This is a genomic window from Lunatimonas lonarensis (assembly GCF_000390185.1).
In the GTDB taxonomy this organism is placed as follows: domain Bacteria; phylum Bacteroidota; class Bacteroidia; order Cytophagales; family Cyclobacteriaceae; genus Lunatimonas; species Lunatimonas lonarensis.
This window is the reverse complement of record NZ_AQHR01000037.1, coordinates 1-6,183: the sequence shown is the minus strand read 5'-3', so window position 1 is coordinate 6,183 and position 6,183 is coordinate 1. Positions and strand designations below refer to the sequence as shown.

At 42.0% G+C, this 6,183-nt stretch carries 9 protein-coding genes; 4 read left to right on the top strand and 5 right to left on the bottom strand.

All coding sequences use genetic code 11. The features are described from left to right. Nucleotides 1-183 (top strand): hypothetical protein (locus tag ADIS_RS23375; protein ID WP_238325376.1); only part of this gene is annotated, 183 nt, incomplete at its 5' end. Nucleotides 184-607: 424 nt separating this feature from the next. Here the strand turns inward: ADIS_RS23375 and ADIS_RS04950 are convergent. Both ADIS_RS04950 and ADIS_RS04945 read right to left on the bottom strand, forming a co-directional pair. Then, the gene (locus ADIS_RS04950) at nucleotides 608-1,171 is read right to left on the bottom strand and encodes a hypothetical protein (RefSeq protein WP_035804743.1); all 564 of its coding nucleotides are present in this window, start codon (nucleotides 1,169-1,171) and stop codon (nucleotides 608-610) included. Between the two features lie 38 nt (nucleotides 1,172-1,209). Next, nucleotides 1,210-1,581: a hypothetical protein gene (locus ADIS_RS04945; RefSeq protein WP_010853252.1), complete on the bottom strand. Its 372-nt coding sequence runs from the start codon at nucleotides 1,579-1,581 to the stop codon at nucleotides 1,210-1,212. 264 nt (nucleotides 1,582-1,845) lie between these two features. Here ADIS_RS04945 and ADIS_RS22185 point away from each other — a divergent pair, with 264 nt between their 5' ends. From ADIS_RS22185 to ADIS_RS04935, 3 genes are read left to right on the top strand one after another with little or no spacing between them, the layout of a single operon-like run. Further along, nucleotides 1,846-2,187, top strand: a complete 342-nt coding sequence (locus tag ADIS_RS22185; RefSeq protein WP_155907131.1) for a phage integrase N-terminal SAM-like domain-containing protein — start codon at nucleotides 1,846-1,848, stop codon at nucleotides 2,185-2,187. Further along, nucleotides 2,188-2,712, top strand: a complete 525-nt coding sequence (locus ADIS_RS23650) for a tyrosine-type recombinase/integrase (protein WP_051113259.1) — start codon at nucleotides 2,188-2,190, stop codon at nucleotides 2,710-2,712. Next, nucleotides 2,702-3,856 (top strand): IS91 family transposase, encoded by a 1,155-nt coding sequence (locus tag ADIS_RS04935; RefSeq protein ID WP_035804741.1) that lies wholly within the window; start codon nucleotides 2,702-2,704, stop codon nucleotides 3,854-3,856. The genes ADIS_RS23650 and ADIS_RS04935 overlap by 11 nt, the downstream gene beginning before the upstream one ends. A gap of 299 nt (nucleotides 3,857-4,155) precedes the next feature. Here the strand turns inward: ADIS_RS04935 and ADIS_RS04930 are convergent, their stop codons facing one another. The 3 genes from ADIS_RS04930 to ADIS_RS04920 form a co-directional block, all read right to left on the bottom strand. Beyond that, entirely contained in the window at nucleotides 4,156-4,548 is a 393-nt protein-coding gene (locus tag ADIS_RS04930) for a 5-fold beta-flower protein (protein WP_010853246.1), read from the bottom strand. A gap of 12 nt (nucleotides 4,549-4,560) precedes the next feature. Continuing rightward, nucleotides 4,561-5,178, bottom strand: a complete 618-nt coding sequence (locus ADIS_RS04925; protein WP_035804739.1) for a DUF3267 domain-containing protein — start codon at nucleotides 5,176-5,178, stop codon at nucleotides 4,561-4,563. Between the two features lie 82 nt (nucleotides 5,179-5,260). Beyond that, complete coding sequence (locus tag ADIS_RS04920) at nucleotides 5,261-6,088, bottom strand: helix-turn-helix domain-containing protein (RefSeq protein WP_238325375.1); 828 nt, start codon at nucleotides 6,086-6,088, stop codon at nucleotides 5,261-5,263. Between the last annotated feature and the right edge of the window lie 95 nt (nucleotides 6,089-6,183).

Sequence of the window (6,183 nt, the reverse complement as noted above, 5' to 3'; positions counted from 1 at the left end):
ACCATTTACCCGAAAAAACAGATGGGGATGGGCGGCTGCTTACAATTCATGAACTCCATTGAAAAATCAATTATAAACGTGAATAAACCGACTTCGTTACTGTATCTGGCACGACTGAGGACAAAGCGTGAGCTTTGGGCCGGTAGTAGCGGGCGGGGCCTGAGCGGAAACGTAAAAACCTGATCAGATTGGGAGTGGACCAGGACCATGCTTATGCGTAGGACCGAGCGTGAAGAAAATGTCCCTTAGGACATTTTTAGCGAGGGGCCGGGCTGTGGGGGAGGAACCAGAAAAGGTGGCTGGGCAGTCGCCCAGAGTCCTATTCTGATCACGACTATCGCCTTGTCACGCCTGAGACGAAAAGGCTACGAATCTATGCTTTGATGTGTTTTTATTTTTTTTAAAGGTCACATCGAATCTCGCATATTTGACAGGAAAGCCTCCGAAAGACAATTTCGGGATGCTCGATTTCCTATTACCTCAAATCGCAACCTACAATCCAGTGAACCGCCGGATACGAGACCCGTATGCCGATAGCTATCGGCAGTGGTGTGAGAGCCTCAACCTGAGCTATTTAGCTCAGGTCAGGCTACTCGATTGTAGTGCGTTATTCTTTTACCTTAACTTTCTTTTCTTGGTAATACACCCAAAATAGTCGACCTGCGATAAAAAGAACCAATATGATTCCCCATTTTATATTATTAGCATTAAATCTTTCTTTTTGATTATTATATTGTTTTACTGTCAATAAACTTTCATTTTCAGCTTTAAGGGAATAAATCAATGGTTTACCTCTCCATTTGAAAACTGCATTCAAAATGCTACCTGACTGACTTCTAATAATTTCATTATTTTTTGTTTCGATAATAACATTTGCTCCCTTTTGTAGTATTTTATCAACCAAATCCTTATCTATTGCCTTATATGAGCTATCTACAATCCTAAATTCGAAAGGGTATTCTATAAGTTTGAGATAGATTATTGGTTTTGAATGCTTTCCCCCTGTCGTTGTTTTCCTAATGTTTTCTATTGACCCTTTAATTATTATTAAATCTTCATTTTGCACACTTTGATTACCATTTTCGGTATGGATCCAAAACGGAACCCCAACAAAAATTAAAGTGAATAACCCGATTGAAGTAAAAATTATAATCGTATTACTGATTTTCATGGAATTCTTTTAATGCACAACAATCTTAAAGCTACTTTCTATTTTTTTAATTTGAATTGATTCATTCCTATTTCTAAAACCAGTTCACCTTTCCATTCTATCTGATTTCCGTTTCGGTCATAGAATTCTGCGAAAACTTTGTCATCATTAATAACTTCCAGTATTGTTCCTGTTTGTCCAGACTTTATAATAGAATTGAGATTTTCAGTAAGTTCAATTTTCTTATAAAGCAATTTTTTCTCAAGGGCTTTTATCGGATCAGGATCTTTTCTCTCAAATCCGAAAACCTTCACTTTTATATATACAAATCCTCTCTTAAAAAGTCTGTAAGTTCCACCAATGATTCCTTCGAATATTATATCAACGAAAATCCTGACTAAAATCCCACCAATGATTTCAAATACAATCATATTTGCTACTGCGCTTTATAGGTTCTTTAATGCACTACAACGTTTTGCAGCTACCCGAAGGTGGCGATTTCGAAGCGATTCACTGTCAGCCAAGCACAAACTTTGATAGAAGCACAAAGCTTGATTTAACCACTGAACCGCCACTTTTGGGTAGGTGCTGTTGAACTGACACCCTCCGGGTGAGCGAATTACCTAAATTCTGCTTAAATTATCTCAATTCAAAATCTATCACTATGGAAACTAAAAAAAAACACCTTGGGGACTGTGGTCCTTAACAGCCCGGCGCAGGAGTACCTGCTCAGACTCGCCTCGTTTCTGGAAGCAAAGGCCTACTCCCCCATGACCGTCCGCAACTATTTGGCCGAGATGCGCTATATCTTTGCCTATTACAACCACCTTAGCCCCGAGCAGCTTACCCAGGAGCACATCGCATCCTACATCAACTACATCAAAAAGGAACACGGCGTGGGCAGGGACAAGTGTCGCATGACCGCCCAGAGCTGCAGCTTCTTTTTCAAGAACATCCTCCCATCCCCCTACGTGGTCCCCCACGCACTCTATCCCAGAAAGGAATTCCGTCTTCCGGATATCCTCACCCAGGACTAGATGGCACAGGTCCTCGGAGCCACTTCAAACCTCAAGCACAGGGCCATCATCGCACTGTTCTACGGCACGGGCATCCGGCTCAGCGAACTCCGTTTCCTGGAGATGAGGCACATCAGCAGGACCGACATGCAGCTGAAGGTCGTCGCCGGGAAGGGAAGCAGGGACAGGTTCACCATCCTGCCCGCCGCCGTGCTCCCATTGCTTGAGGCCTATTACAGGCTCCACAGGCCCAAAGTGTTCCTCTTCGAGGGACAGACCCCGGGAAAGGCCATGAACGACCGGTCCATACAGCATGCCATCCGCATGGCCATGAAACAGGCGGGGCTCGGGCAGCACGCATTCTCCGCACATACCCTCAGGCATTCATTTGCCACCCACCTGCTCGATGCCGGCACCGACATCCACACCATCAAGCAGCTCCTCGGGCACTCCAAGATAGAGACCACCATGATCTATCTCCACCTGACCAAACAGCGCAGGGAAAAGCTCGTCTCCCCACTCGACCTGCTGGGCAATGGAAACTGACACTTCCTTTCAATCCCTGTTCGGGCACAGCTCCGTCCAGGGCTTCAATCCCTACAGCAGGGCCGTATTTGGCGATCTTGCCGCATGTCATACCGCCGCCAAAGGCTACCACCTCAGCAGGTGCGACCGGCAGGAATGCGGCAACACCGTCCACCGCTACCATTCCTGCGGCAACAGGCACTGTCCAAACTGCGGCAGCATGAAAAGGGACGCATGGATCGAGGGCAGAATGGAGGAGCTCCTGCCCACCGCCTATTACCACATCGTCTTTACCCTGCCCCATGAACTAAACCCCGTCATCATGGGCAACAGAAGCGAGCTCTTTGACCTGCTGTTTCTGGCGGCTTCCCAGACCCTGACCAAGCATGCACGCATGCCGGAATACCTCGGTGCCGAACCGGGCATCACCATGGTGCTGCATACCTGGGGACAGGACCTTTCATTCCATCCCCATGTACATTGTATCGTCAGCGCGGGAGGCTTTGACGGAATACGTTGGGTAGATGCCAAACGCAAAAACAACCGCTTCCTTTTCCCCCAGAAAAGTATGGCCGGCATGTTCAAGGCCATGTTCATGGAAGGACTGGAAAAGGACTGCTCTCTCAGCTGGAAGGAGGAAAAAAACGCCGTCCTCAAAGCGGTCAGGTTCAAAAAATGGAACGTCTATGCAAAGGCCCCCTTCGGTTCGCCCGATAGGGTCGTCGAATACCTCGGACGCTACACCCACAAGATCGCCATCACAAGGCACCGGATCCTTGAGGTCAACGCAACGCACATCAGGTTCAGCTACAAAGACTATGCGGACGGCTCCAAAACCAAACAGATGTGGCTCAGCCATGAGGAGTTTCTTAGACGGTTTGAGCAGCATATCCTCCCAAGAAAGTTCGTCAAGATCCGGCACTTCGGATACCTCAGGTTCCAGGGCAGGAGGGAAAGGCTTGACCTGATACGGACTGCCCTCAGCCTCGAACCTCAAAAAGAAAAAGTCCTCATCCCCTTCCGGATCCGGATGCTGGAAAAGTACGGAAAGGATATCTTAAAGTGTCCCTGCTGCGAAACAGGAAGGATGACTGTCGTATTCGACACAAGGGACAGGACCAACAGGAAACCGAAGCCCCTTCGGATGAAACCTGCCCCTTCATGATGCACTCCCGGAACGGGGAATACACTGGCCCGCTCCAGGACATATCCGAATTTTACCAAATCGGAAATCCGGGTAGGGGAACTTATGCCCAAACCCCAAAAATATCCATCAAATCCTCCAAAAAACAATCCTGCAAATAACCATGGAACCAATACCATCCTACTAATCCTCCTAGCAACCGTTTCACCCTGCGGATGTCAGTCAACAGCCACTAACCAAAAGCCCTGATAGATATATTCTTCTATCAGGGCTTTTTTTCAGGGGCTTTCGGCTAGTGGGCTAAATGTTATAGGGCGTTTTTATTCATTCAGAAAGAATACAAACATTGCTATACCCAAGCCCGCTTTGTCTTGCATGTTTGTGCCTTCAACAATTGCTATTGTTTGACTCAATTGGTTTTTTATGTTGTTATTTTCTACAAGACCTAATTTCTGATGAGCCATATTAAAAATATGCCCATTAGAAATATACCCTAAGGCTTGATTTTGGTTATTTGTTAGGGTGTCATTAGCAAACTTTGCAATAACTTGCTGCCTTGAATTATGTATTACCCCATTATCTATATAGGCTAACATAGACCTATCCGTAACAGACAAAAGTTTGGCATCATAATTTGCTTCCAGCTCTTCTTTTGCGCATCCAAAAGTGAAGAAAAGAGAAATTAACAGAGAAATTATCATCGACTTATTCATTTTAAATTTGTTTTATTTGATGTAAAAAAAAGAAATTTTATTTGTCGTATCATCATAAGTTACGACATTTTTATTCTTATTTATGTAGAAAAAATTAAGTAGTCCAAAATCGCCTGAACACATCGCAGTATGCAAAAATAATGTACTTAGTAAGGTGATTTGCCAATTATTATCTGCATAGAAATATAGTATAAATAAGAAAAAGCTTATGAGAGTAAAAGGAAATAAAGCAACAAATGCAAACTCTCGTCTATTTGCTACAAAATTATTTGCCAATGCCATAAAATAGAATTTCTTTAAGTTGTAGTCAAAAGAAGTTTCTTTCGCACCTAAATATCTATATGCCAAAACGTGAATATATTCGTGGATTGGTATGAGTAGAAAACAGATAGTAAAACCAAAACAGTAATGAAACACAACATCACCTATTTCGGCATTTTTGTAAGTAAAACTTATGTATATGCTTAGAATACCTGCTAACAACAAGATAAGGTTAATTGAATAAAAAAAGATAGAGATATAAGACCATTTATTAAGATTTTTCTTTACAAATGGTATTAGTTCACTATGATCTAATTTGTCTATAAGAGTATAGCCCTCTGCCTCTAAGTCTTCAGGTCTAATTTTCATTACAAAAGTGAGTTTAGATACAACCTTATTTTATGGCAAAGTTAAGGCTATGTTTGCATCTAAAATTGGACTTTTGCGACAATTATCTTATTTCCCAAATAATTTTGTTTTCCTCCAACTTGCTGACACGCTGAAAAAATGCCTTAGGGTTTATTCCCGTAAGTTTCTTGAAGTCTCTGATAAAATAGGATTGGTCGTAATAGTTACTTTCATACGCTATTTCAGTAAGTTTTTTGATTTCTTTTTGAAGTCCTTCCTTGTAAAGAGAATAGCGAAACTTCGCAATCCTCTTATATTCTGATGGTGTACATGTAAGTAATCTTTTGAAATTTCTTTGTAAGGTTTTAATTGTTAAAGCACAATGTTCTGCGACTTCTTGCATAGTATAATCTTTTTCAAAGTCCTCAATAAGAAGCATAGCTTTTCTTACAATAGTATCGTCTTTGTCGGTTAGATTTTCTAATAAAAATGCTTCTAATAGCTCAATTCTTTTGGATAGATTTTCTTCCATAAACAATTCTTCTGCAATAGAGTGCCAATGAGATAAGGCAAGGGGTTGTGAAAATAAAGGTGCATACTCGATTAAATCATTCTTTAAAAAGTAGTTTACGCCTAAAGGTTTAAAAATAATTGCGATTTCTTTAAACAACCCTTGATAATTCACAAAAAAAGGTTGAGTATATTTTCCTGTAATTTCAACGGAAACTTGGTCCTTGACGGTTTCGTCTGACTTTATAGTAAGTGTAAGATTATCTCTTAGTATTTCTACTCCTTGAAAAAGGGATATGCAAGTATTCGTATGCGGAAATGCTATATAACTCATCGAAATTTGCCCTTGATTGGTAAAAACATAAAAATGCTCTATGTATTTACTCAATATTTTTGATGATGGTGCAATAGTTTTAATCATTTTATAATTAGCTTACTGTCAATTATGATGTTCAGATTTAAAATGCCCTATAATCGGGTCAGGCGGGGGAATTTCACCCCTACCTTCCCACAGAA

What these genes read in the sequence shown, in the direction of transcription:
- ADIS_RS23650 (WP_051113259.1), top strand. Translation starts at nt 2,188, where the DNA reads ATGGCACAGGTCCTCGGAGCCACTTCAAACCTCAAGCACAGGGCCATC.
- ADIS_RS04935 (WP_035804741.1), top strand. Translation starts at nt 2,702, where the DNA reads ATGGAAACTGACACTTCCTTTCAATCCCTGTTCGGGCACAGCTCCGTC.
- ADIS_RS04920 (WP_238325375.1), bottom strand. Translation starts at nt 6,088, where the DNA reads ATGATTAAAACTATTGCACCATCATCAAAAATATTGAGTAAATACATA.
- ADIS_RS04930 (WP_010853246.1), bottom strand. Translation starts at nt 4,548, where the DNA reads ATGAATAAGTCGATGATAATTTCTCTGTTAATTTCTCTTTTCTTCACT.
- ADIS_RS04950 (WP_035804743.1), bottom strand. Translation starts at nt 1,171, where the DNA reads ATGAAAATCAGTAATACGATTATAATTTTTACTTCAATCGGGTTATTC.
- ADIS_RS04945 (WP_010853252.1), bottom strand. Translation starts at nt 1,581, where the DNA reads ATGATTGTATTTGAAATCATTGGTGGGATTTTAGTCAGGATTTTCGTT.
- ADIS_RS04925 (WP_035804739.1), bottom strand. Translation starts at nt 5,178, where the DNA reads ATGAAAATTAGACCTGAAGACTTAGAGGCAGAGGGCTATACTCTTATA.